This is a genomic window from Clostridium pacaense (assembly GCF_020709765.2).
In the GTDB taxonomy this organism is placed as follows: domain Bacteria; phylum Bacillota; class Clostridia; order Lachnospirales; family Lachnospiraceae; genus Enterocloster; species Enterocloster hominis.
Genome location: NZ_JAJFEB020000002.1, coordinates 516,428 through 539,037, shown reverse-complemented (window position 1 = coordinate 539,037; position 22,610 = coordinate 516,428). Strand labels below are relative to the sequence as shown.

Sequence of the window (22,610 nt, the reverse complement as noted above, 5' to 3'; positions counted from 1 at the left end):
AGGCGTAGAAGTATAAAGGCGTAGAAGCATAAAGGCGTAGAAGTATTAAGGTGTAGAAGTATAAAGGCATGGAAGTATTAAGGCATAAGACTGAGATTATGGAGGATAATGAAAATGGCAGATGTAAAGATTCAGATTTATGGAATCCGCACGGTTGAGGATGCAAGGATGGTAATCGATATGGGAGGCCATCATATCGGCGTTTCCTATGGCAGGATTAAACGGACCCCGGGCCAGCTGACACTGGAAAAGGCAAAGGAAATCTTCCAGGGGGTACAGCCGGAGGCGGTTAAGATCGGATTGACCATTGCCGAGGATATAGATGAGATAACAGAGAACCTGAAGGAAGTCCTTCCGGATGTCCTTCATCTGTCGGGCAACATTGAAGGCATCAGCCCGGATGAGGTGATGGAGCTGAAGAGACGTTTCCCTGGCCTTAAGATCATGCAGGCCATACCGGTCCTTCAGAATGTACCCATTGAGGAGCAGAAAGCCCTGGAATACATAAAGCAGTACGAGGCGGTTTCCGATTTCTTCCTGATTGATACCAAGGCAGATACTGCCAACGATATAGGGGCAACCGGGCTGACCCATGACAGAAGCATTGACAGGGCCATCATTGAGAGCACATCCGTGCCCTGTATCATTGCAGGCGGACTGGACGCGTCCAATGTGGCGGAGGCCATCCATGAAACCCATCCTTACGGGGTGGACTCCTTCAGCCTTACTAATTTCGACCAGGTGGAGGAAGGAAAGGGGTGCAAGGACCCTGAAAAAGTAAAAGCATTTATCGAGGCATCCCTGAATGCCTAAGGTTCTGGTGGCAGGGGACGCCAATGTGGACCTGATTGTCCCCTTTCCGCGTTTTTTAAATGACCAGAGGACATTGGTGGAATATCCAAATCCCTGTCTGGTGGGAGGGGGAACCTGTGCCAATACGGCTGTGGCTTTGAGCCGTCTGGGGGTCGAGACAGGCTTTGCAGGAACCATTGGACGCGACCAGTACGGCGCGTATATAAAGAAGGACTTTGAAAAGGAGGGCGTTGACACAACCTGCCTGATTGAAGATGCTGCGAAGAATACAGTGTGTGTGTTCGCATTTATAGATGAACAGGGGGAGCGTTACCTGTGGGGATGGCCCAGGGTGGACCAGGCATTTAAGGAGATAGACCTTAAGCGCATGGGTGCGGACTGGATAAAGGACACGGTCTGGCTCCATTCTTCAGGAATGGCTATTGTGGATGATACTTCGGCAAGGTCGTCCATCATCCGCATGTTCCGCGCTGCTTATGAAAATGGGATTCCCACATCCTTTGACCTGAACCTGCGGGTGGACAACGGGGTACTGGATGCTTCTTACAGGGAAGCTGTCATGGAAATCATACAGTATTCCAACTATGTCCTTGGATCCGGCGCAGAGGAATTTTATTACCTGAATCCCCGGGAGGACTGGGAGGACAGCGTCCGGGGACTGGTGCGGGACGGCCATGTGATGATTGCGCGCATGGGGAAAAACGGCTCAAAGGCATTTTCCATGGACGAAGAAGTGGAGCGCCCGGCCTTCCATGTTACGGTGGAGGACACCGTGGGGGCCGGAGACGTGTATAATGCCGGTTTCATAGCAAAAAGGCTGGAGGGAGGGACCCTGTCCCAATGCCTGGAATATGGCAATGCGGTATCTGGTTATACCGTGGAGCGAAAGGGAGCCAGGTCCTGTCCGTACAGGGATGATGTGGAACTATTTTTGAAAAATACAGGGAGGAATCATGAGCGATAAAAGAAAAGTAATACTGGACTGCGACCCGGGACATGACGATGCGTTTGCCATCATGCTGGCTGCGGCCCACCTGGATTTACTGGGAATCACCACAATCGGCGGCAACTGCAGCCTTATAAATGTCACAAAGAACGCGCTGAAGGTCCTGGAGGTAATCGGACGGCAGGACATAAAAGTATATCCGGGGCACAGCTGCCCCCTGGTAGCGCCCCTGGTGACAGCGCCCCAGTTCCATGGGCCGTCAGGAATGGACGGTCCGGTGCTTCCTGAGCCATCCATAAAAGCCCAGGATAAACATGGGGTGGACTTTATAATCGATACGGTGATGAATACGGACGATGTGACCCTGATTGCAACCGGGCCACTGACCAATATCGCGGCGGCCATTAACAGGGAACCCAGGATAGTGGAACGCGTAAAGGAACTGAGTATCATGGGCGGGTCTGTTACATACGGAAACTGGACCCCGGCAGCGGAGTTCAATATATTCGTGGACCCGGAAGCAGCATACCGTGTGTTCAATTCGGGCATGCATGTGAAGATGTGCGGGGTGAACCTGACCCGCCAATGCTTCCTGGTACAAAAGCATGTGGATGAGTTCTACCGGATTGGGACGCGCAGCGCGGTGTTCGCGGCCCAGCTGGTGGAGTATTTTATGGATGCAACGGAGAAGAACGCAAGCCTTGCAGGCGCCAACATCCATGATGCGTGCGCTGTGGCATGGCTGATTGATGAGAAGCTGATTCAGGCGGTTCCCATGCATATTACCGTGGAGCTGAAGGGAGAGTTTACAAGAGGAATGACTGTATGCGATTACAGGCATCTGCGGGGACCGGAACCGGATATTGACCTGCACAGGAAACCTACCATGGATTTCAGGGGGGAAAAACCCAACGCGGAGGCTGCCCTGGAACTGGATTTTGAAGGTTTTACAGAATTGCTGGACAAAACCCTGGCCTGTTATCCGTAAAAAGGCATGATTGATTTTATAAAAGGATGACGAGGTGTGGGGATGGAGTCTAATAAATATACATTGCTTGGGATCATTACCATTATCATATGGGGAACAAGCGCAGCATTTACAAAAAACCTCAGCACGGGGCTTGGGCCGTATACGGCGGCAGCGGTGGTGAACCTGATAGGGGGCGTGGTCGTGATTGCCCACCAGTTGGCGGCGAACCACGGCGTAAGCCAGTATAGGGGCGCTCCTGCCAGGTACTGGATTATCTGCGGCAGCCTGTTCATCCTCTATACCGCCACGTCTTATATCTCAATGGAAATGGTGAGCACAGAGGCAGAAATCATGACCATGGTCCTGATCCGTTTCCTATGGCCGCTGTTCACACTCATCCTTACCATCCCCATCTTAAAAAAGAAAGCCAGCCCATGGCTGGCAGCCAGTGTGGCTGTCAGCCTGTGCGGCATCATCATTGCCAAAATGGGAGGAAGCATCCATAACGTACAGGCATTTTTCAGGGATATACTGAGCGGGAACTGGATGGCATATATGATGGGGTTCATCGTCTCCCTGTCCTGGGCCTTTTATACCAACCTGACAAAGAAGTATCTTGGGCAGAAATCCGTGGACGGAGTAGGTATCTACATGATAGTATCATCCATTATCCTGGGCGGCATTTCCATGTTCCTTCCTGAACCCAGGAGCTTTACGCCAAGACTGGTAGGGGAAATGCTGTATCAGGCCATTGCCGTGTCATGCATTGCCAATGTGCTTTGGACCATTTCCATAAAAAAAGGAAACATGCTGGTGGTGGTCCTGGCTTCCAACTTCCTGCCAATCATATCCACGGTCATCACGGCCTTTATGCTGGGACTTAACATTACGCTTCCGGTGATTGCGGGCGCATTGCTGGTGGTGATTGGGACCATTTGGAGTAAATGGTGTTTTGCCAGGAAGGAGAGGATAGGATGATGGGAAGGGCGGATGCGGTAATCTTTGATTTTGACGGGGTCATAGCGGATACAAGGGCGGATGTGTGGGATTCCGTGGAATATGCGGCCAATGCAGTGGGAGGCGTCATGGACAGGGGATTCATGGAGGACACATCCCATGTAGCCCTGCCTGAGGAGGAACTGTTCCGGCATATCAGACCCCTGCCGCCAGGGAATCTGTTTGATGTGTTCTGTTCCAATATAAAGACCCATTACAGGACCATGAATCCGTTTCATAAGACAAGGATGTATCCCGGGCTGGAAGAGATATTCAGATATCTGGCGAAGCAGGGGATAGCATGGGCTGTGGTCAGTTCCAAGCCGGAACCTGCATTAAAGCGGCTGATTGAGGTAAAAGGCTGGGAGGAATTGATGCCTGTCTGTTATTCCCTGGACTCTGTTCCGGGTGCGGATACGAAACAGGCTGTCTACGGCTATCTTATGGAGCATGAACTGAAACACAGACACCCTGTCTGTATCGGGGATACCTGGAGCGATATCGCGGCGGCCAGGATATGCGGGTTTCCTGCGGTTGCGGTTTTGTACGGAGATGGGGACAGGACAGCCCTGCTCCGGGAGAAGCCGGATCATACGGCTGGGGATGGATGGGAGCTGTTTGGGGTTATTAAGGAATTGACAATGGGTGAGTGAATAAGGATGGAAGGCAGGATCCGGTAAGTTTAACGTTTAAGGTAAAAGGGGGTAGCTATATGGGGAATCTTATTTGTAATATCCGAGATATTCGTAATTTCCGTAATTTGAGTAGTATCCGTAATATCCGTAAAACCTGTCTTGCACTGTGGGCGGTTATGCTGTTGCTTCCATGCATGACGGTTTATGCAGCGGATAAAACCTTTGAGGACATCGGGGTACAGCCGGACAGTATTACAGTTATCTACACCAACGATATCCATGGGGGTATCAGCAATGAAGAGCCGTATTCGGGGTCGTCAAAAAGCCTTGGCCTTCATGGGGTGGCCGCGCTGAGGCAGGAGGCGGCAGACAGGACAGCGGGGGTAACGCTGGTTGACCTGGGGGATGCAATCCAGGGAAGCATTGTGTGTTCCCAGTCAAAGGGCGAAGATATGATTCGTCTGATGAACCAGGCCGGGTATGATTTTCAAATTCCAGGAAACCATGAATTTGACTTTGGGACCAACCGTTTTCTGGAACTGATGGGAAAGGCAGATGCAAGGTATCTGGCAGTTAACTTTGAGGATCTGAGAACCCATAGCCAGATAATGGCCCCGTATGCCATGGTTTCCTATGATGTGGATGGCCGTCCGTTTAAGGTTGCATATATCGGTATTGTGACACCGGAAAACATATCCAAGGGTGTCATCTCTAATTTCCAGGACGACAGCGGGAATTATATCTACAGTTTTTATGGGGAGGATCTGAACCGGTTCTATCAGGCCATCCAGGGCAGTATTGACAGCGCGCGCCGGGAGGGTGCGGATTATGTGGTTGCCCTGGGTCACCTGGGGGACGAGGGAATCACACCGGGATGGTCCTCCGTGGATGTAATCCAGAATACACGGGGAATCGGCGCCTTCCTGGATGGGCATGCACACAGCGTGTTGGAACAGAGGATATGCAGGGACCTGGATGGGAAGGATGTCCTTTTATCCTCAACAGGCACGAAGCTGGAGAATATAGGCGTTTTAACCATACAGGGCAAGGCGGATGGGACGGTTGCAGCCTCCACCCATCTGGTGAACCGCATGACAGACAGGGAAATGCAGCTGGAGGCATATAAGGAGACAAAGCAGCTGACGGATTCCATCCAGCAGCAATATGGACATTTAATCGTGAAGGAGGGGACCAGTCCGTACAGCCTGTATATCTATGCCCCGGACTCAGGGAAACGGCTGATACGGAACCAGGAAACGAATCTGGGGGATTTCATCACAGATGCATTCCGTTACGGATTAAATGCAGACGTGGCTTTTTCAGCCGGAGGCAACATCCGGGCGGATTTGGAAAGCGGGGATATTACATACCTGGATATCATGAATGTATTGCCATGGGACAGCATCATTGTAAAGCTTGAGGTTACAGGACAGCAGCTGCTGGACTGCCTGGAAATGGGGTCCAGGCTCTGGCCGGAACAATGCGGCGGGTTTATGCAGACATCAGGGCTGACCTATGAAATCCTTACGGACCGGGAATCCTCCGTGGTCACCACAGAGGACGGACTGTTTAAGCGCGTGGACGGGGAGTACCGCGTCAGGAATGTGCAGGTGGGAAATGAAGCGCTGGATCTGAACAGGACCTATACCCTGGCAATTGATAAGTATTATTATCAGTCTGACGGGGATGGCATGACGATGTTCAAAGAATGCAATGCGCTGGTTAAGCCGGAAGACAGGGTACTGGACCATGACCTTATAATAAAATATCTTTCCTATCTGGGAGGGACGGTCCCTGCGGAATACAAAGATGTAAACGGGCAGGGAAGAATCAGGCTGGTTAAGGAGGGGACCGTGTCCACAGAGGGCGGTGCAAAAGAAAGCATGCTGCCCTATATGGTCCGCGCCGCGGCATGTGCACAGTTATATGCGTCTTTGATCAGCAATACCAATTAAAGTATGTTTGGACATTTGTCCCATATTGATAAAGCAGAAAGGAATGCAGGCTAATTATGATGAGGGATTTTGAGTTATGGCTGAATACAAGGTTTTTATTTGGAAGAGGCGTGCATAAGAAGGCTGGGAATGTGTTAAAGCAGATGGGGGTATCCCGTGTACTGATCCATCATGACGGCGGGGCCTATCTGTATGACACCGGGCTTCTGGAATCGGTCAGGGATGATTTGGAAAGCAATGGGATGGCTGTATGGGAACTTCCGGGCGTGAAACCCAATCCGCGGCTGGACCTGGTTTATGAGGGCATCCGCTGTGTAAAGGAGAACCAGATTGATTTCATACTTGCCATTGGAGGCGGAAGTGTGATTGACTCGTCAAAGGCCATAGGGGCTGGCGCCCTTTATGACGGGGATGTGTGGGATTTCTTCACAAAAGGAATCCGCGTCAGCCGTTCCGTTCCGGTGGGCGTGATCCTTACATGCCCGGCAACGGGCAGCGAGTCAGGAGATGTGAGTGTGATTAACAACACCCGGACCGGACAGAAGCTTCTGACCAGTTCCCAGGCATTAAGACCTGTGCTGGCCTTCATGAATCCGGAACTTACCGTGTCCCTTCCTGCCTTTGTGACCGCATGTTCGGTGGCGGATATGTTTTCACATGTGTGCGAGCGGTATTTTACACCGGATGATGAGATTGGGGTAATTGACCGCATGGCGGAGGGAATCCTTAAAACCCTGGTGGAAATAGGTCCGGCCCTTATAAAGGACCCGCATAATTACGGAAACAGGGCGCAGGTCATGTGGATTGCTTCCATTGCCCACAATGAAACCGTGGGAATCGGCAGGATTCAGGACTGGGCCACCCATGAAATCGGCAATGAGTTAAGCGCGCTTTATGATACGCCCCATGGCGTGACTCTGAGCGCGGTCATGGGTTCCTGGATGAGGTATGTATACAAAAACCATATGAATCGGTTTGCCAGATATGCATATGAAGTATTTGGAGTATCAAGGGAAATGGAACCGGAGCAGGCAGCCCTTACGGGGATTGCCGCCACCGAGGATTTCTTCCGCTCCTTGGGGCTTCCTGTCAGCATAAAGGAAGCAGGTATCAATGACTGTGATTTTGAGACAATGCTGGACCACATTAACTTCCGCAATGGGAACCAGACCATTGGAGGAATCACTGCGCTGGACCGTGAAGATGTGAGGAATATATTAATTATGTCAGCAGGCTGAACACATAGCCGGCCCGGGAAGATTTCCCGGGCCGTTTTTTAAATGAAAGATAAAAAAAGAGGGAGTATGCCCGTTAACATCTGTAAGTACATGAAAATATGGCAGGAAAATATTTCCTGTTACCAGTGGCATGTACCAAAGGTTTATGTTATAGTAAAATTAACTGTTAAAGGTTCAAGTATGAGAGGAGGAAACCCATGAAAGAAAGAATGAAACAAAGGCTGCTGTCACTTCTGCTTGCCATGGCAATGGTATGTTCGCTGACCGCAGGTATGCCGGTCACTGCCTTTGGCGCGGACCAGGACATTGTGGTGCTTTATACCAATGATGTCCACTGCGGGGTGGATGACAACATCGGCTATGCCGGACTTGCCCTGTACAAGAAGCAGATGCAGCAGCAGACACCGTATGTCACCCTTGTGGATGCCGGGGATGCCATACAGGGCGCGCCCATCGGTACGCTGTCAGAGGGCGGGTATCTGATTGATATCATGAACTACGTGGGATACGATGTGGCTGTTCCGGGCAATCATGAATTTGACTATGGAATGGCCCGGTTCTTAGACCTGGCAGGCAGGCTTAACTGTGGCTACTATGCATGTAACTTCATGGACAAGGTAACAGGCACAACCGTATTTGCACCCTATAAGATGATGACATACGGCGATACGAAGATTGCCTATGTAGGTGTTTCCACTCCGGAGAGCTTTACCAAGTCCACACCTGCGTATTTCCAGGACAGTGCGGGTAATTATATCTATTCCTTCTGCGAAGATGAGAGCGGACAGGGGCTTTACAACCAGATTCAGGCAAGCGTGGATGCGGCCAGGAATGAGGGGGCCGGGTATGTGATACTGGTGGGTCATCTGGGGGAGACAGGCGTTACGGACAGATGGAGTTCCGTCAATATCATTAAGAACACAACCGGGATTGATGTGTGCATTGACGGCCACTCCCATGAGACAACCCCATCCATGACAGTTAAGAGCAGGGACGGAAGGGATGTAATCATTACCCAGACAGGTACAAAGCTAAATAATATCGGCAAGCTGACCATCAGGACCGATGGGACCATCGTATCAGAGCTGGTATCAGAGGTTCCGGCCATGGGCACCGCAAGGGAATATGTGGTACAGAAAAATGACAGCCTCAGCCGGATTGCCAAGCGGGAGCTGGGCTCTTATGATAGATGGATTGATATCTACAACAATAACCTGGATAAGATAAGGGATGCCAATGTGCTTAAGCCAGGCATGCGTCTTCTGATTCCGGGAAGCAGTCTGATAAATGAGGACGGCAGGGCAATGGACTACAATACGGACCGGTTCATCAAGGGAATCCAGGACCAGTACAACGAGACACTTAAGGTGGTTCTCGGCACTACCCCGTATCTCTTGACAGTGAATGATCCGGCTGACGGAAAGCGCAGGATCAGAAGCGGGGAGACAAACCTGGGGGATTTGACAGCGGATGCTTACCGGGTACAGCTTGGGGCTGACATCGGCCTGAGTAACGGAGGCGGTATCAGGACCGACATAAAGCCTGGCAATATCACCTATAACGATACCCTGGCAGTATTCCCGTTCGGCAACATGGGCTGTGTCATTGAGGCAACAGGCCAGAAGATAAAGGATGCGCTGGAGATGGCCTCCAGGGATTATCCGGAGGAGTGCGGCGGATTCCTTCAGGTGTCCGGGCTTACCTATACCATTGATACTTCGGTTAAATCCAGTGTAAGGCTGGATGACAAGGGGAATTTCATAAGTGTGGACGGACCTTACAGGGTAAAGGATATCATGGTAAACGGCGGACCCATTGATTTGAACCGGACCTATACGGTTGCTTCCCACAACTATATGTTAAAGTCTGGCGGCGACGGCATGACCATGTTCAGCGGATGCAATGTGATTAAGGATGATGTAATGGTGGACGTGGATGTCCTTTCCTCCTACATAAGGAGCCTGGGCGGTGCAGTGACCGCGGATTATGCGGATCCGCTGGGGCAGGGGAGGATTCAGATTCAGTAGTATGGGGACTATTGACGGGTCAGGCGTTTGTCAACGGCAATTCCCATACATACGACAGCAATTCCGGCAAGCTTGCCCGGGGGCAGGCTGCCTATCAGGAACAGGTCGGTAAGGATTCCTGTTCCTATCTGTCCGATGATGATAAGGATGGTTGCCTTAAATATCTTCAGCTTATCATATACAACCGTGTTGAGTACACAGGCAAGCGCGCCCAGGGGTCCGGTCAGGTATCCGGCCGGATTGGACATGGTAAATGCAGCCAAATCCAGACGGAAGCCGGATATGGCAAGGTAAAGGATGAAGGAAGCGGCTCCGCCCACAGCAACATTGGCAAGAGAGCCATTCAGAAGGCCTGCATACTGGCAGGCCAGAAAACTGAGCATGCGTGTGATTACGGTAAAGCATCCCAGGATAACGGCCAGCAGAAGTAATACGGTCAGGGCCAGATAGCTGCCTGTCAGCCGTATATCTGCCAGCCCCGCGCTGTTGATGATGAATATGCCTGCAATGATAAGTGCAAACCCCAAAAGCCGAAGACGGTTAAATGGCACCTTTTTTGCGCCAAGCCATCCGTAATGGTCAGTGACCGCAGACATGATAAGCTGGCCTGCGACTGAAAGGCAGACCGTGACCGCAGTACCCAGTATGTTGACGCATAATCCGGTAAATCCGATGACAAAGACACCGGTGATGCCGCCTAAGGTGGCATAGGGCGGGATTCCCCTAAAGGAGGGGAATCTGCCTTTTGCCATAAGCTGATACAGAAAGATGGTAAGGGCATTAAGTGACTGGCTTATGAAGCCCACGCCGATGATTCCCAAGGCAGGGAATAACAGGCCGTTGCAGCTGCTTTGGGAAGCGATGAAGGCACCTGACAGGATAGCGGTTAAAGTATATAGCACGTTTATTCCTCAATTCGTTAGATTATAATTTTACCATAGGAATGGAGCATAAACTCATCTGAGTCATGCTCCATTTGTCTTATATGTCTTTGGAGGGTTACTGGGCTTCGTAACTTACTTCCATATCTACTTTTCCGCTCTTCTCACGGAAATATCCAAACAGGAGGGCAGCCACGCATACACAGAGATTCACAGCCATCTTGGGCCATGTCATGGTACGAAGGCTCATGTATGCCCCGAAGATACTTGCCAGGGTACCCGCAATGGTCCAGAACCAAAGCACACTGGTGGAAGTGTGCCAGCGTGAACGGTTCCACTCCGTGGGAATGACCTGAGGAAGGCGGAACACGAAAATTGCCAGCAGTACGTCCATGATATTGGATGCAAAGACAGCGGTACCTGAGATGGTGTTCATGTTAAAACCGAAAATCAATGGCAGCAGTCCAACCAGGTAGAAGAACAGGATAAGGTTGTGGGGTGTCTTGAAACGGGAGTTGATTGCGCCGAATTTTTTCGGCAGCCATCCGTCCACACAGCCCTGAAGCAATGGCTTTGTGCACCAGCCCATCTGGGCGTTTAAGGTGGTCATAAGGGCAAACATGGCGCCGCCAATCAGGAAGAACACATAGAGAGGCCCTGGAAGTATCTCGGCAGCTACCAATGAAAGGGGCTGTCCCTGTACTACATCAATGGGAAGCACACCGGTGGCAACCACTGCCATGAATGCATAGAAGATAGCCACAACAACAGTTGAGAGTATGATTACAAATGGCATGTCCTTAGTGGGATCCTTTGCCTCGGCAGAGAAATTGATGATATTCTGTGCGCCGCCGCAGGCAAAGGTCAGGATGGCTGCCGCGCTGCAGAAGCCTAAGGGGCCGTCCGTGAGAAATCCCTGTGGCTGTACATAGGCCGTAAAGTCAACGCGGAATATACCAAATGCAGTAAATACGGCCAGGGCAATCATGAGGCATACAACAAGTACCTGCTGGACAATGGATGCGTTTTTAACACCGATTATGTTGACTATCATCACAAGGGTAAGGATGATGACTGCTACCACGCGGACATTGATTCCCTGCACGGCCTGGCCAAAATATTCACCGATGGACAGTGCATACATGGAGAGGGATATATTACTTAAGATGTGTATGATGAGGTAAGCCCCGGCCAGCATCTTGGTGGAGAGAAGGGCAATGTATGTGTAGCTGCCGCCTCTCATGCGGACGGTTCCCAGGACAAATAATCTGGGGGCCAGTTTCAGCAGTGTGATGATGGCGGCAATTGCAAATGCAATACTTGCAGAACGTCCTGTCAGTCCGATGGCCTGCGGAAGAAGAGAGAAGATACCTGCGCCTATGATCTGTCCGACAGCAATGGCAAAGAAATCCTTCTTTCCCAGAACGCGGTCAAGATCTTTGGTACTTGTTAATGTTTTTGATTCACTCATAATGACCCTCCTATGTATTATTGTTATGACTGGGAAGCTTTTACCAGCCCATCAATTGCTTTTTCCACCCACTCAGGCGAGGTGGCCAGGTTCAGGCGGATGAAACCGTTCCCTCCGGCTCCGAACCACTGGCCATAATCCACTGCCAGACGTGCCTTTTCCTGGACAAAGTCTTTCATACCGCTTTCTTCTGCTTTTCCCAGATACCCGCTTAAATCAAGCCATGCAAGATAGGTGCCTTCCAAAGGGGAGAGGATGGCTTTTGGCAGTTCCGCCTGAATGCGGTTTAATGCGTATTCATAGTTGTCCCGGATGATGGATATTACAGTATCCAGCCATTCACGTCCATATGTATAGGCTGCTTCAATTGCATAGTACCCCAGCATATTGCCGGTATCCTCATGCAGGCTTACAGCCAGTCTGTCGAATTGGTTCCTAAGGTCCTCCCCTGGTATGATGACAAATGAATTCTTCATTCCGGCCAGGTTAAATGTTTTGGATGCAGCGGTCAGTGTAATGATGATATCTGAATACTTACCTCCATCAATGGAAGCAGTGGGGATATGAGGATGTTTTCCAATGATTAAATCGTGGTGTATCTCATCGCTGATAACAGTCACATGATGTTTTTTGCATATCTCAAGAAGTCTTCGCAGTTCATCCTCAGTCCAGACACGGCCCACCGGGTTGTGGGGGCTGCACAGGATAAAGACTTTCACATCGTTGTCAACAACCTTCTTCTCAAAGTCCTCAAAATCTATTGTATAGATTCCACCTGTGTTAACCAGTTCACTGTAAATAAGCCTGCGGTCAATATCCTCAATTGCATGATGGAAGGGATAGTATACGGGCATATTGATGATGGCCGCGTCGCCTGGCTTTGTAAGCATATGCATGCACCAGAAGATACCAGTGACAACACCAGGTGCAAAACGGATCCAGTCGCGCTGAATCTCCCATCCATGCTGCTCTTTTTCCCACTGAATGAAAGACTGGTAGTAACTGTCTGGTGTAAGGGAGTATCCATAGATGCCGAAATCAACTTTTTTGCGTAAGGCTTCAGTTACTTCCCTGGGTGCTTTGAAATCCATGTCGGCGACCCACATGGATATCAGGTCGGGATCCCCATACTTGGTTGGAAGGATATCCCATTTGGAACAGTTCGTGCCGTGCCTGTCCGGGCAGTTTTCCCTAATAATTTCTTCTTTGTTCATGTTTATTCCTCCTATATAGTTTAAACATTAAACTATTTATCTTATGGGTGGATTATATAACTATTTAGATAAAAGTTCAATATATAATGTTAAAAAATAATAAATTTGTGTATTTAGTATAAAGTATTAATGATATTTTGTGTAGAATTATAGTTTAAATAATTAACTATATAGGAAAAATAATGTCATAGACAAAAGACTTATCTTTTAGTTATAATAATACTAATGACAGAAAGGTTTAGGTAATGTAATGAAGAATGACAATCAATCCGGCAATATTAATCCAGCATTGTCGGAAGAACTTTTTCATAAAATGACAGAGCATACCAATCAGGTATACAAGTTTGTCAAGATATATAATGACTATGCCAATGCGCCCAGGGATTACGGTACAGGTGAAAAGGTCAATATGCTGAGCGTACATATCATGTCGGACATAGAGGAGCATCCTGGAATCACGGTTACGGAACTGGCAGAAGAGTGGGTCAGGACCAAGGGATCCATATCCCAGGTGATTAAGAACCTGGATGAGAATGGTTATATCATTAAGAAAAAAGAAGGCAATAATAATAAGAATGTCCATCTGTATCCTACCAGCAAGGGGGTAGAACTCAGCCTGGCCCATAAGATGTATGATGCCAGGAACTTAAAGAATACACTGGACTTCTTCACGCAGTATTGCACGGAGGAGGAACTGACAGCCTTTTATAAAGTCCTGGGCTATTATACCATGCTGTTGAAAGGGTGAATATGAATAGCCTGATTGGGTTATGCTTCCAATCAGGCTTAATATATAGCACAGCCTTTGTTGGGGGTCCAAGTCCCGGACAGTATCGTAAACCCTTCACGTTCCTCCGTATTCCCGGTAAAAATCCATGGTAAAATGCTTCCTTTGTATCCATATAATGGATGCTCATCTGAAGCAGTTGGATAATTCATGCTGAAACACAATCAAATCCCCGGTCTGCATGGCCTGATACATAGCCGTTAAATTTATTTCTTTGATTTTCTTCCGGAACCATGATATTTATATCTTTTTCCAGTTTAAATTACAAGGAAAGTATATGGAAGACGTGAATTTTTCAATCATAGGAAAACGGCCTTGACAAAAACTGGCAGCAGAAATATCATAAGAGTAGCAGAAAAAGGAAATTATGTGCAATGCGCCACATAAGAGGAATCACCGGAGAGCCGCTACTCTCCGGGATTCCCTTTACCTGTTTTGGTGGATTGACCTTGACAAAACCTGATGGTTGATTTATCATGAAAGTGAAAAGAAGATAGTATGTGCATTATGTCACATAAGGAACCCCCGGAGAGCGGCAACTCTCCGGGGGTTCTTTTTGGGGTAGAATACCCAGGCTGACTGTTGATGTTTATTTTCTGTCCAGCCATTTACTGATGTAATAGCATACCACACCAGCCGCGACAGAGATGATGAAAGATAGTCCGCCTATAGTCTACAACTTCCCCGCACAATACTCCCGTATGATTTCCATATAATCCCGTGCATGCTGCGGCAGATACCGCCCCTTCGGATACGCCGCAATGGTGGTTGTGACAATGGGGCTTTTTCCGATGGACAGGCAGAGGGAGGGATGGCTGCCATGGGACGCGGCCATGTGATAATAGCTTTCCGGTGCAAATGCAATCCCAAGCCCTTCCATGGCCAGTTTGATGGACATCTCGCTGTTGCGTGTGTGCAGGAGCACGGGCGGGTTCATATTATAATCCTCAAACAGTTTAAGGGCAATGCCTCCCGTGTTCTGGTCCGGATAAAGGAGGATGAAGTTCTCCCTGGAAAACAGGCTTAAGTCAATCCAGGGATGCCTGAAGCCCGGTTTATCCACTGCCCTGGACGCAAGCGGATGTCCTGCAGATAAGATTAATACAATTTCTTCCCGTTGCATGACCTCATAGTCCAATAATTTGGGGAATACATGGACATTATAAAAGGTGAGGTCAATGGAATGGTCTTTTAAGCTTGTCTCGGCTATGAAGTTAACGGCTTCCATCACATTGATGGTCACATGGGGGTACCGGCTGTGGAATTCCATCAGGGTGGGCTGGATGATGGTGCTTCCCATCATGATGGGTATGGCGATATTGAGGCGGCCGTATTTCCTGTGGCTGATATCCTCGTACTCCCGGTCCCACTGCTCCCCGTAAGCAGCAATCTGCTCCGCGTAGTGGAGATAGCGTTCCCCCATATAGGTTGGGGTGTAGCAGTTGTCCCTTCGGTAAAAGAGCGGCCCTCCCAGCTGGTTTTCCAGGTTCTTAAGATATTTGCTTAAGGATGGCTGGGAAATGAACAGGGATTCGGCGGCCTTGCCGATGCTCCCCTGTCTGGCAATGGCCAGGATGTAGCGTGCTTCTTTTAATTCCATAAAAATCCTCCTGACAGGTCATTTCTGTAAATATACGGAAATGATTTGTAAAAAAACAGGTGAATATAGCTTTACTGCATAAAGAATATAGAATTTATATATTTGACGTATATTATATTACTTTTTATAATAAACGTAAAGCCTAAAATAAGCAACCTTAATAAATCTTTTGATTCAGCATGGAGCGTGAAAATCATGAAAAAGAGCAGTGCATTAATCATGCTGGTACCCGGCCTTGTCATCCTGCTGGTGTGCCTTGCCACCCCATTACTGCGGGTACTGGCGCCAAGTATTTTCTCGGGAGATTATCCGTTCAGTTTCTACGCGGAGTTTTTCCGGGACGGGTATTATCTGAAAATATTCCTGCGCACGGTTAAGATTGCCGTGATTACCACTGCTTTCTGCATGGCGGGCGGAATCCCCACAGCGTACTTCATCAGCCGCTGTCCCAAGAAGTACAGGGGACTGCTGCTGGCGTTGTCCATCTTTCCCATGATGACCAACTCTGTAATCAGGAGTTTTGCGTGGATAAACATACTGGGAAGCAATGGAATTGTGAATAAGTTTCTTCTGGCAGCTGGTTTTGTGGATAAACCTGCCAAGCTTCTGTACACGGATTTCGCAATCATCATCGGCTCCATCTATCTGTTCCTGCCGCTGATGATCGTGACGGTTACAGGCGTCATGGAAAATATTGACGATGATATGATGGAAGCCGCGCAGAGCCTGGGCGCGGCCCGGATGGAAGCGTTCATGAAGGTGGTTTTCCCCATGAGCCTTCCGGGAATCATTGTGGGCGGCATCCTGGTATTCACAGGGACGCTGACAGCCTACACCACGCCCCAGCTTCTGGGAGGCAACAGCAACATGGTAATGGCTACCCTGATATACCAGAGGGCCATGTCCGTGGGAGACTGGACCGGGGCGTCCGTGATTGCATTCATAATGATCATACTGACACTGGGCGTCATCAAGGGCTTTAATGCCCTGGCGTCACGGCTGGACCGGAGGGGAGAGAACTATGCGTAAGAATAAACTGCTCACTGCATATGCAGTCCTGGTATTTGCATTCCTGGTGATTCCGCTTGTAATCATTACCATTACGGCTTTTGGCGGCGGCAGCGCCATTACCTTTCCCATTGAATCATTTTCCTTTAAATGGTTTGCCAATGTGTTCGCGCTGAAATCCTTCCGCCGTTCCTTCCTGACAAGCCTGGAGGTGGCGCTTTTGGCAACCCTCATTGCACTGCTGGTGGGAATCCCGGCAGCCTATGCGCTGGCCCGTTCCAATGTAAGGGGAAAACAGATGCTTAAGTCCATTTTCCTGTCCCCGACCATTGTGCCGGGAATCGTCATTGGTTTCATCCTGTACCAGTTTTTGATCCTTACACTGAGGATTCCGGTGTTTGTAAGCCTTCTGGCCGGACATTTCATGGTGACGCTTCCCTATGTCATCCGCGTGGTGGGGTCTTCCATGGAACAGTTTGACTTCTCCATTGAGGAGGCGGCCTGGAGCCTGGGATGCCCCAAGAAGGCGGCATTTTTCAAGGTAGTGCTTCCCAATGTGACTTCGGGAATCTCATCCGCCTTCATGCTTGCATTCATCAACTCCTTTAATAACATACCTGTATCCATGTTCCTGTCAGGGCCGGGAGTCAGCACCTTCCCTTCCACCCTCATGAACTATATCGAATATAATTATGACCCTACTGTTTCTGCCGTATCCGTGCTTCTCATGGCAGCAACCGTAATCATCATGGTAATTATTGACAGGACACTGGGCATTGCAGCCCTGGCTAAATAGGAGGATGACGAAAATGGCATTTATGACCCTTAATCAGATTGATGTCAGCTATGATAAAAAGAAGCAGATTTTAAAAGGCCTTGACCTTAAAGTGGAAAAGGGGGAGCTGGTATCCCTCCTGGGGCCAAGCGGCTGCGGCAAGTCCACGACCCTCAGGGTGGTGGCCGGATTCATTGACCCTCAGGGCGGGACCTTTACCCTGGACGGGGAAGACATGACCAGGGTGGCTGTGCACAAGAGGAATTTTGGCCTGGTATTCCAGAGCTATGCCCTGTTTCCCCATCTGAGCGTGTACGATAATGTGGCCTTCGGGCTGCGCACCAGGAAAATGGACAGGGAGACCATTGATAAAAAGGTAAAGGACATTCTGGAGGTCTGCGGGCTGACTGAGTTTGCACAGAGATTTCCAAAGCAGATGTCAGGCGGACAGAGGCAGAGGGTGGCCCTGGCCAGGGCGCTTGTGATTGAGCCGAAGCTCCTGCTGCTGGATGAGCCTTTAAGCAACCTGGATGCTAAGCTGAGGCTCAGCATGAGGGTGGAGATTAAACGCCTTCAGAAAAAGCTTGGTATCACAACCCTGTTCGTCACCCATGACCAGGAGGAATGTTTCTCCATATCCGATAAGGTGGCGGTCATGAACAACGGCGTCATAGAGCAGTTTGATACACCTGAGAATATTTACAGAAGGCCTGCAACCGAGTTCGTGGCAAGGTTCATCGGGTTTGAGAATTTCCTTGAGATGGAACGGGACGGCGTACACATCTACCGGGTGCCGGACGGCAGCCAGTTCGAGGTGGACATGGACTGCGGGGAGGAAGCATTTGCAGGCACCATCCGGCCCGACGATATACGTCTGGCAGGGCAGGGACAGCAGGAAAATGTCCTCACAGGGACAGTGGGCGTGCGCACCTTCCTGGGGAAGAGTTACCAGTATGAGGTGAACACGGCAGCCGGGGTGCTGAAGGTCAATATGGATACTTCCAACCTGTTTAAGGAAGGTCAGGAAATCAGGCTGTATCTGCCAAAGGATAAGCTGGTGCTGGTACGCAGATAGGGAATGCCGTGGCGAACGGAATAAGGAAGAAAAGGAGATTATTATGAAAAAGACAATTGCAATGGTACTTTGTGCAGCAATGACACTGACTGCCTGCGGAGGCGGCGCAGCCACAGGGGATACGAAGGCGGCTTCGGACGGAAAGCAGAAGCTGGTACTTTCCACCTATGGACTGAGCGAGGATATTTCCGCGGAAGAGGTATATGCTCCCTTTGAGCAGGAATTTAACTGTGAAATCGTGACAGAGACAGGCGGCACCAATGACCGTTATACCAAGCTGGCTGCTGACAGTGAATCCAGCATTGATGTGATTGAACTGTCACAGGCCATGACCGCAAAGGGAATTGAGGAAGGGCTGTTCGAGGATATTGATTTAAGTAAGATTGAGAACGCATCTGACATGATTGCAGCTGCGAAAACCATGGCGGATGCAGGCCAGGGCGTGGCATACACCATTAACAGCATCGGCATCATGTACAATCCTGAGGCGGTTGATTTTGAGATAAAGGGTTTTGATGACCTGTGGGATTCCAGACTGGAAGGCATGGTATCCATCCCGGAAATCACCACCACCTTTGGGCCGGCCATGGTATATATGGCAAGCGACCATGCAGGTGTGGATATTAAGAGCGACAACGCAGAGGCTGCGTTTAAGGCGTTGGAAGAGTTAAAGCCGAATCTGGTTAAGACATACGCCAAGTCCGCAGACCTGATTAACATGTTTACTTCCGGTGAAGTGGCGGTTGCCATTGTGGGCGATTTTGGTGTTCCTACCATCCAGGCAGCCAACCCTGACCTTGTTTATGTGACACCGGACATTACGTATGCCAACTTTAATACCATCAGCATTACCAAGAACTGTAAGAATAAGGATCTGGCTTACGAATATCTCAACTACCGTTTAAGTCCTGAGCTTCAGACCAAGACAGGCAAGGCCCTGAACGAGGCGCCCACCAACAGCAAGGTTGAATTCACGGATGAAGAGTCTAAGAACATGACATACGGCGACAAGGCTGCCAATGCAAAGGTGCTGGATTACTCTTTTGTGAACCCGCAGTTAAACAGCTGGATTGACCAGTGGAACCGTATCATTAATAATTAATTTTGCTAAAAGAATAAAAATCCCTGGAGAGTGGCTATGAAGGTTGATTTCGTGGTAAAGGGCGCCTGGGTCTTCATGACATACAGGCAGTGCTTTGAGAAAAGGGATGTTGCGGTTGCAGGGGAAAAGATTTACGCGGTTTCCCCTGCAATCTGCTATCCGGACGTGACAACGATTGACGGCAGCGGAATGTATATGATTCCGGGGCTGGTCGATATCCATATGCATATTGAGAGTTCCATGACTTACCCGGCAGAATTTTCCCGTATCACCCTGCTTTACGGCGTTACAACCGTGGTGGCGGATGCCCATGAGATTGCCAATGTGTTCGGGATGGACGGCATCCGGTGGTTCATGGGGCAGGAGACAAAGCTGGATATATTCTATGCCATCCCTTCCAGCGTGCCGGCCACCAATGACAGCCTGGAGACATCGGGCGCAGGGATTGGGGAGGCGCAGGTCAGGGAACTGGCGCGTGACAGCAGGGTGCTGTGCCTTGGGGAAGTCATGAATTTTAAGGACCTGACATCGGATGGGGATGCGTTAATCAAAAGGCTGGTGGGCATCTGCAAGGGGAAAGACATCCGGGGCAGCATGCGGATTGAGGGCCATTGTCCCAAAATAAGCGGGGAGGATCTTTGCCGTTTCATCTATGAAGGGGTGGACGCGGATCATACCCAGCAGACGCCGGGGTCCGTGCTGGAAAAAACAGATATGGGCATGTTCCTGGAACTGCAGCACAAGTCCCTGACGCCGGAGGTGGTGGATACGGTATGCCGCTATGGCCTTTATGAAAATGTGGCCCTCATCACGGATGATACCATGCCGGACCAGCTTTTAAAGGGACAGTTAAACCGGATAGTGGCTCATGCGGTCAAGAATGGAATGCCTGTGGAAAAGGCAATCTACTGCGCAACATTTACACCGGCAAGGCGGATGCACCTGGATGACCGGGGGATGATCGGGCCTGGAAAGCTGGCGGACTTTGTGCTGCTTCGGGATTTGGAACACTTTCAGCCGGCGGCGGTGTTTAAGCGGGGGGAATTGGTGTATGGGGAGCGTTTGGGAACGGACTATGCATCCATACCTGAAGCATTTTACCATTCCGTAAACTGTAACAGGGCCATGGAAGAAGACTTCCGCTTGAAAACGGATAAACCATGTTCCAGGGTCAAAGTAAATGTGATGAAAATCCAGACCCAAGGCACCTTCACCTCCAGGGTTATCAGGGAGCTGGATGTGAAGGACGGCGTCATATGCTGGAAGGAGGCAGGCCTTTCCCTGGCAGTGATGTTTGAGCGGTATGGGAAGAACGGGAATATTTCCTTTGGACTGGTGGAGGGCGCGTTAAGGAAGCCGGGAGCCATTGCAACCACCTGGTCCCATGACAGCCACAACCTGCTGGTATTGGGAACCTGTGAGCTGGATATGGCGGCGGCCCAGAACCGGGTCATAGAGCTGCAGGGCGGTTATGTGGCGGCTGAACATGGGTGCGTGACGGCTGAGGCCCGGCTTCCGGTGGGCGGCATCCTGTATGACGGACCGGTGGAAGAGCTGGCGTCCGATCTGGGCAGGGTCAGGCAGGTCATGAGGGAACTGGGATATGAAAACAACAATGAAATCATGTCCATGTCCACCCTTGGGCTTCCGGTATCACCGGAACTGAAGCTGACTGATTACGGGCTGTTGGACGTAAGGAGCCAGGAACCGCGTCCTCTTATTGAGGCGTATATTGAATAAGGGAGTTGTTATCAGATGAAGACAGTCATCACGAACGGCATCATAATTACCATGAACCGGGATATGGATATGTATCCGGAGGGATATGTAATCGTGGAGGATAACAGGATATCGGAGGTCGGCCCCATGGCGGCGCTGGCGCACCGGGTCACAGAGTGGGAAAGCAGCAGGCAGGAGGGCATTTCCATCATGGACGCAGGACATGGCATTGTCATGCCTGGCATGGTGAATACACACTGCCACATGGGCATGGTTCCCTTCCGGGGATTGGGGGATGACTGTAAGGACAGGCTTCGGGTTTTCCTTCTGCCCATGGAGTCCAGGGCAATGGACAGGGAACTGGCCGGCCTTTCCAGCAGATATGCCATATGCGAACTGCTTTTAAGCGGTGTCACCACGGTCATGGATATGTATTACTTTGAGGATGCGGTGGCAGAGGTCATGGATCAGATGGGAATCAGGGGGATTGCCGGAGAGACCGTGATGGAGGAAGCCTCCTGTGACGCGGGGACGCCCCGGGAGGCCATTGCGCTGGGGGAGGAACTGATTAAGCGTTACAGGAACCACCCGCGGATTCAGGGCTGTATTGCGCCTCACGGAACAACAACATGCAGCAGCAGTACGCTTCAGGCAATCCATCAGGTGAATGACAGATATGGCATGCCGTTTACCCTTCATGTGGCTGAGATGGATTATGAAATGTCGTACCTGAAGGAACAGTATGGATGTACGCCCATAGAATATCTGGACAGGCTTGGGATCCTTGACAGCCATACCTTGTCCGCTCACAGCATACGCCTTACGGAACAGGATATAAGCCTGATGGCAAAGTCCGGCGGCAGCGTGGCCCACTGCATCGGCTCCAATACCAAGGCGGCCAAGGGAGTGGCGCCTGTAAGCTCCATGCTGGAACAGGGGCTGGCAGTGGGGCTTGGCACGGATGGGCCGGCCAGCGGCAACACGCTGGACATATTTACACAGATGAGGTTCTGCGCTAATTTCCACAAAAATGAGACTGGGAACAGGAGTGCATTTCCTGCAAAGGACATAGTCTCAATGGCAACCATATGGGGAGCCGGGGCTTTGGGCCTGGATCATGTGACCGGATCCCTGGAACCGGGAAAAGAGGCCGACCTGGTGGTGGTGGAAACGGATTCACCCAACATGTTTCCCGTGTACGACCCCTATTCGGCCCTTGTGTACAGTGCGCGCGCAGATAATGTAAGGGATGTGTTCGTGGCAGGCCGGTGTCTGGTAAAGGACAGGCAGTTGGTGTCCCAGGATTTCCGGCAGATCAGGGAAGACCTGCGGCAGAAAATGAATCAGACTGCTTTTGGCAAAATGGGTAATCTGGTATGACCCACAGCAAATAGCCAT

General features: G+C 50.2%; 20 protein-coding genes. 16 read left to right on the top strand and 4 right to left on the bottom strand.

Annotated elements, in window-relative coordinates; genetic code table 11:
• The first annotated feature begins 114 nt into the window (after window positions 1-114).
• From LK536_RS35915 to LK536_RS35875, 9 genes are all read left to right on the top strand, one after another.
• Complete coding sequence (locus LK536_RS35915; protein WP_130790412.1) at window positions 115-813, top strand: phosphoribosylanthranilate isomerase; 699 nt, start codon at window positions 115-117, stop codon at window positions 811-813.
• Window positions 806-1,777, top strand: coding sequence for a carbohydrate kinase family protein (locus LK536_RS35910; RefSeq protein WP_227794739.1), 972 nt, complete (start codon window positions 806-808; stop codon window positions 1,775-1,777). Before LK536_RS35915 ends, LK536_RS35910 begins: the two co-directional genes overlap by 8 nt.
• Entirely contained in the window at window positions 1,767-2,747 is a 981-nt protein-coding gene (locus LK536_RS35905) for a nucleoside hydrolase (RefSeq protein WP_130790414.1), read from the top strand. Before LK536_RS35910 ends, LK536_RS35905 begins: the two co-directional genes overlap by 11 nt.
• Window positions 2,748-2,789: 42 nt before the next feature.
• Window positions 2,790-3,707, top strand: a complete 918-nt coding sequence (locus LK536_RS35900) for an EamA family transporter (protein WP_227794738.1) — start codon at window positions 2,790-2,792, stop codon at window positions 3,705-3,707.
• Entirely contained in the window at window positions 3,704-4,378 is a 675-nt protein-coding gene (locus tag LK536_RS35895; RefSeq protein ID WP_227794737.1) for an HAD family hydrolase, read from the top strand. Before LK536_RS35900 ends, LK536_RS35895 begins: the two co-directional genes overlap by 4 nt.
• A gap of 176 nt (window positions 4,379-4,554) precedes the next feature.
• A complete protein-coding gene (locus tag LK536_RS35890) occupies window positions 4,555-6,315 on the top strand; it encodes a 5'-nucleotidase C-terminal domain-containing protein (RefSeq protein WP_506092089.1) in 1,761 nt (586 codons plus the stop codon).
• Window positions 6,316-6,371: 56 nt separating this feature from the next.
• Window positions 6,372-7,553: an iron-containing alcohol dehydrogenase gene (locus LK536_RS35885; protein ID WP_227794735.1), complete on the top strand. Its 1,182-nt coding sequence runs from the start codon at window positions 6,372-6,374 to the stop codon at window positions 7,551-7,553.
• Between the two features lie 42 nt (window positions 7,554-7,595).
• Window positions 7,596-7,754, top strand: a complete 159-nt coding sequence (locus LK536_RS35880; RefSeq protein WP_506092088.1) for a hypothetical protein — start codon at window positions 7,596-7,598, stop codon at window positions 7,752-7,754.
• Window positions 7,751-9,580, top strand: coding sequence for a bifunctional metallophosphatase/5'-nucleotidase (locus LK536_RS35875; RefSeq protein WP_008723132.1), 1,830 nt, complete (start codon window positions 7,751-7,753; stop codon window positions 9,578-9,580). The genes LK536_RS35880 and LK536_RS35875 overlap by 4 nt, the downstream gene beginning before the upstream one ends.
• Window positions 9,581-9,588: 8 nt before the next feature.
• On the opposite strand, the gene LK536_RS35870 is transcribed toward LK536_RS35875, so the two are convergent.
• The 3 genes from LK536_RS35870 to LK536_RS35860 form a co-directional block, all read right to left on the bottom strand.
• Complete coding sequence (locus LK536_RS35870; RefSeq protein ID WP_227794734.1) at window positions 9,589-10,482, bottom strand: DMT family transporter; 894 nt, start codon at window positions 10,480-10,482, stop codon at window positions 9,589-9,591.
• Window positions 10,483-10,579: 97 nt separating this feature from the next.
• Entirely contained in the window at window positions 10,580-11,932 is a 1,353-nt protein-coding gene (locus LK536_RS35865; protein WP_227794733.1) for an APC family permease, read from the bottom strand.
• A 23-nt stretch (window positions 11,933-11,955) separates the two neighbouring features.
• Window positions 11,956-13,146: a MalY/PatB family protein gene (locus LK536_RS35860; protein ID WP_227794732.1), complete on the bottom strand. Its 1,191-nt coding sequence runs from the start codon at window positions 13,144-13,146 to the stop codon at window positions 11,956-11,958.
• 313 nt (window positions 13,147-13,459) lie between these two features.
• Here LK536_RS35860 and LK536_RS35855 point away from each other — a divergent pair, with 313 nt between their 5' ends.
• The gene (locus tag LK536_RS35855; RefSeq protein ID WP_065548652.1) at window positions 13,460-13,894 is read left to right on the top strand and encodes a MarR family transcriptional regulator; all 435 of its coding nucleotides are present in this window, start codon (window positions 13,460-13,462) and stop codon (window positions 13,892-13,894) included.
• 712 nt (window positions 13,895-14,606) lie between these two features.
• Here LK536_RS35855 and LK536_RS35850 read toward each other — a convergent pair.
• Window positions 14,607-15,533, bottom strand: coding sequence for a LysR family transcriptional regulator (locus LK536_RS35850; protein ID WP_227794731.1), 927 nt, complete (start codon window positions 15,531-15,533; stop codon window positions 14,607-14,609).
• A gap of 195 nt (window positions 15,534-15,728) precedes the next feature.
• On the opposite strand from LK536_RS35850, the gene LK536_RS35845 reads away from it, so the two are divergent.
• The 6 genes from LK536_RS35845 to LK536_RS35820 are packed head-to-tail and all read left to right on the top strand — an operon-like array spanning window position 15,729 to window position 22,592.
• On the top strand, window positions 15,729-16,562 hold the full coding sequence (locus LK536_RS35845) for an ABC transporter permease (RefSeq protein WP_227794730.1): 834 nt from the start codon (window positions 15,729-15,731) through the stop codon (window positions 16,560-16,562).
• Window positions 16,555-17,337: an ABC transporter permease gene (locus LK536_RS35840; RefSeq protein ID WP_025484611.1), complete on the top strand. Its 783-nt coding sequence runs from the start codon at window positions 16,555-16,557 to the stop codon at window positions 17,335-17,337. Before LK536_RS35845 ends, LK536_RS35840 begins: the two co-directional genes overlap by 8 nt.
• Window positions 17,338-17,350: 13 nt before the next feature.
• Complete coding sequence (locus LK536_RS35835) at window positions 17,351-18,391, top strand: ABC transporter ATP-binding protein (protein WP_008723142.1); 1,041 nt, start codon at window positions 17,351-17,353, stop codon at window positions 18,389-18,391.
• Window positions 18,392-18,434: 43 nt separating this feature from the next.
• Window positions 18,435-19,493, top strand: a complete 1,059-nt coding sequence (locus tag LK536_RS35830) for an ABC transporter substrate-binding protein (protein WP_025484610.1) — start codon at window positions 18,435-18,437, stop codon at window positions 19,491-19,493.
• 36 nt (window positions 19,494-19,529) lie between these two features.
• On the top strand, window positions 19,530-21,233 hold the full coding sequence (locus tag LK536_RS35825; RefSeq protein ID WP_227794729.1) for an adenine deaminase C-terminal domain-containing protein: 1,704 nt from the start codon (window positions 19,530-19,532) through the stop codon (window positions 21,231-21,233).
• A gap of 15 nt (window positions 21,234-21,248) precedes the next feature.
• Window positions 21,249-22,592 (top strand): amidohydrolase, encoded by a 1,344-nt coding sequence (locus tag LK536_RS35820; protein WP_227794728.1) that lies wholly within the window; start codon window positions 21,249-21,251, stop codon window positions 22,590-22,592.
• Window positions 22,593-22,610 lie beyond the last annotated feature (18 nt).

What these genes read in the sequence shown, in the direction of transcription:
- LK536_RS35915 (WP_130790412.1), top strand. Translation starts at nt 115, where the DNA reads ATGGCAGATGTAAAGATTCAGATTTATGGAATCCGCACGGTTGAGGAT.
- LK536_RS35910 (WP_227794739.1), top strand. Translation starts at nt 806, where the DNA reads ATGCCTAAGGTTCTGGTGGCAGGGGACGCCAATGTGGACCTGATTGTC.
- LK536_RS35905 (WP_130790414.1), top strand. Translation starts at nt 1,767, where the DNA reads ATGAGCGATAAAAGAAAAGTAATACTGGACTGCGACCCGGGACATGAC.
- LK536_RS35900 (WP_227794738.1), top strand. Translation starts at nt 2,790, where the DNA reads ATGGAGTCTAATAAATATACATTGCTTGGGATCATTACCATTATCATA.
- LK536_RS35895 (WP_227794737.1), top strand. Translation starts at nt 3,704, where the DNA reads ATGATGGGAAGGGCGGATGCGGTAATCTTTGATTTTGACGGGGTCATA.
- LK536_RS35890 (WP_506092089.1), top strand. Translation starts at nt 4,555, where the DNA reads ATGACGGTTTATGCAGCGGATAAAACCTTTGAGGACATCGGGGTACAG.
- LK536_RS35885 (WP_227794735.1), top strand. Translation starts at nt 6,372, where the DNA reads ATGATGAGGGATTTTGAGTTATGGCTGAATACAAGGTTTTTATTTGGA.
- LK536_RS35880 (WP_506092088.1), top strand. Translation starts at nt 7,596, where the DNA reads ATGAAAGATAAAAAAAGAGGGAGTATGCCCGTTAACATCTGTAAGTAC.
- LK536_RS35875 (WP_008723132.1), top strand. Translation starts at nt 7,751, where the DNA reads ATGAAAGAAAGAATGAAACAAAGGCTGCTGTCACTTCTGCTTGCCATG.
- LK536_RS35865 (WP_227794733.1), bottom strand. Translation starts at nt 11,932, where the DNA reads ATGAGTGAATCAAAAACATTAACAAGTACCAAAGATCTTGACCGCGTT.
- LK536_RS35860 (WP_227794732.1), bottom strand. Translation starts at nt 13,146, where the DNA reads ATGAACAAAGAAGAAATTATTAGGGAAAACTGCCCGGACAGGCACGGC.
- LK536_RS35855 (WP_065548652.1), top strand. Translation starts at nt 13,460, where the DNA reads ATGACAGAGCATACCAATCAGGTATACAAGTTTGTCAAGATATATAAT.
- LK536_RS35850 (WP_227794731.1), bottom strand. Translation starts at nt 15,533, where the DNA reads ATGGAATTAAAAGAAGCACGCTACATCCTGGCCATTGCCAGACAGGGG.
- LK536_RS35845 (WP_227794730.1), top strand. Translation starts at nt 15,729, where the DNA reads ATGAAAAAGAGCAGTGCATTAATCATGCTGGTACCCGGCCTTGTCATC.
- LK536_RS35840 (WP_025484611.1), top strand. Translation starts at nt 16,555, where the DNA reads ATGCGTAAGAATAAACTGCTCACTGCATATGCAGTCCTGGTATTTGCA.
- LK536_RS35835 (WP_008723142.1), top strand. Translation starts at nt 17,351, where the DNA reads ATGGCATTTATGACCCTTAATCAGATTGATGTCAGCTATGATAAAAAG.
- LK536_RS35830 (WP_025484610.1), top strand. Translation starts at nt 18,435, where the DNA reads ATGAAAAAGACAATTGCAATGGTACTTTGTGCAGCAATGACACTGACT.
- LK536_RS35825 (WP_227794729.1), top strand. Translation starts at nt 19,530, where the DNA reads ATGAAGGTTGATTTCGTGGTAAAGGGCGCCTGGGTCTTCATGACATAC.
- LK536_RS35820 (WP_227794728.1), top strand. Translation starts at nt 21,249, where the DNA reads ATGAAGACAGTCATCACGAACGGCATCATAATTACCATGAACCGGGAT.